2 protein-coding genes and 1 pseudogene are annotated in these 2217 nt (G+C 29.5%); all 3 read right to left on the bottom strand.

Annotated elements, in window-relative coordinates:
• Positions 1 to 427 precede the first annotated feature (427 nt).
• Entirely contained in the window at positions 428 to 829 is a 402-nt protein-coding gene (locus tag GFU93_RS04350) for a hypothetical protein (protein ID WP_160567551.1), read from the bottom strand.
• A gap of 313 nt (positions 830 to 1142) precedes the next feature.
• Positions 1143 to 1532: a hypothetical protein gene (locus GFU93_RS04345; protein WP_160567549.1), complete on the bottom strand. Its 390-nt coding sequence runs from the start codon at positions 1530 to 1532 to the stop codon at positions 1143 to 1145.
• A gap of 12 nt (positions 1533 to 1544) precedes the next feature.
• Positions 1545 to 2217: pseudogene (locus GFU93_RS04340) on the bottom strand (hypothetical protein); the annotation flags it as partial.

The following is a 2217-nucleotide window of genomic DNA, read 5'->3' as shown; positions in this document are numbered from 1 at the left end:
TATGTTGACCATCTATATAATGCTCGGTTTCATTATTCGGATTATATCCGCTTAATGGATCAGTACTTAACCATACACTTTCTCTTGGATTATAGTATCTTGCTCCATAATAATGCATTTTTTCAAATAACTTTGTTAGCTAAATTAGTGTTTTATCCGTATCTCTATAATTAATTTATCTTTTTTATCATACAAGAATATCTTTTTTCTCAACTTTTAATGTAATCTAGGTAAATTAACTATTTTCATGGAACACTTAAAGAATCAGAAATCAATTTTAAGGACATTTAAAATGTACTGCAACTCCACCGCTAACTTATCCCCTACGACGAACTTGAATAGTGGTATAAGATTTAGCAAACTTCAATAAAAACCCCGCGAAATGCGGGATTTGGTTTATAATTTAAGAAGTTATTTTTAAACTTATTTAGAAATTAGCTTTATCAACTCGTGACTTTAAACCCTTATACTTTGCTAAATATTCTTCATTTCCTTCAAATTCTAAATTTTCTAAAAAATTTTTCTCAAAGTCTTCTATAGATATATCATCTATATTCAAAATCTTCTTATTTTGTTTAAAATAATTTAGTCCAACACTTGTTAAAGTTTGATACATTGTAAAAACCATGATTGAATCCCACCAAGTGTACTTTTTTTTATTCTCATTCTCTACTACGTACTCTACTTCTCTATAATCTTCTCTTATAGATTCAATATATGTTTTTGTCTTTTCTACATTTTCTATATTATAAACTCCTTTCCATAAAGCTTTTACAGGATAAAATATATCCTCAAAGTATTTTTCTTCTATCTTTTCTTTTTTCTTCATACTAATTAAGCTTTTAATGTCCTATAATTTTACCATCCTGATCCGTAGTGATCCTTTTTCCTGTAGTCTTACTTGTCTTACCAAAATCCCTAGTCCCCTTGGGCCATATCTTAAAATCTCCTTCTTTGCCTCTATGGGAGGTATTGGATTTGAGAGAATTTCTTTCTAATCATTTTTTTTATGATCTGTTCATTTAAATAATTTGGTTTATAAAATGATAGTTATAAAAATTTTATCTTTTTTTAACTCTAAATTAAATAAACAACAACCCCGCTATTTGCGGGGTTGTTCTTAATGTTGATCTATTTTTACGTTAATTCAAACGTGATTTTAAACCTTTATATTTAGCTAAATAATTTTCGTTGCCTTCTTCCTCTAAATTATAAAGATAATCTTTTTCAAACTCCTCTATCGGTATTTCATCTATATTCAAATATTCTTTACCTTCACTTAAGTATTTTAATCCCCAGTCAGTTAGAGTTCCATACATTGTGAATACCATCATAAAATCCCATTCATTGTAGTTATCTTTATTTTCAAATTGAGTTCTATAATCAACTTCACGATAATCCTCTCTTAATGTAACTACAAAAGTTTCTCCATTTTCTTTATTGGGTAAATAATAAACACCTTTCCACAACTTCTTGATAGGTTCAAATATATCTTCAAAATATTTTTCTTCGATTTTTTGTTTTTTCTTCATAATTAATATTTTTTAATGTCCTATAATTTTACCATTTTTATCTGTTGTAATTCTCTGTCCTGTGGTCTTACTGGTCTTTCCAAAATCTTTAGTATCCTTAGGCCATATCTTATATTCCCCTTCTTTTCCTCTATGGCTTGTATTTGATCTACGATAAATCGCTCCAGTATTTTTATGAACTACTTCTCCATTTTTTCTTTTAAATTGGTTTTTTTGATTATCAGGAGTAGGCAATTTCCCATCTTTACCTTCTTTCTGCAATTTCTTCGCCGTTTTCTGTCCCTCTGATCCTTCTTTTAACTTTCCTAAATCACTACTTCTTGTATCACTCTCTCCTTTATCCTCACTTTTTAGAAGAGTTATCCCTCTTTCTTTTAAGGTTTGTTCGTGGATTTCATCTAATGCTTCTTGTTCTCCTTGATTCAATGCTGTTGAATGCAACACTGCTCCTAATACTGTGGTTGGAATATCTACTATTCCTCCTATTATTCCTCCTACTGTTTCTCCTAAAAATTTTCTTCCTACAACTTTTCCTACTGCGGCTCCTACTGATTGCTTTCCATTGGGATCTACTAATAGAACCGGATTTTGATAACAATATCCATACGTATTAAGGTTAAATGAATTATAAACTCCTCCATTATGTTGACCATCTATATAATGCTCGGTTTCATTATTCGGATTA

It is taken from the genome of Apibacter sp. B3546 (assembly GCF_009827885.1).
GTDB lineage: Bacteria > Bacteroidota > Bacteroidia > Flavobacteriales > Weeksellaceae > Apibacter.
This window is presented reverse-complemented; position numbering and strand designations above follow the sequence as displayed.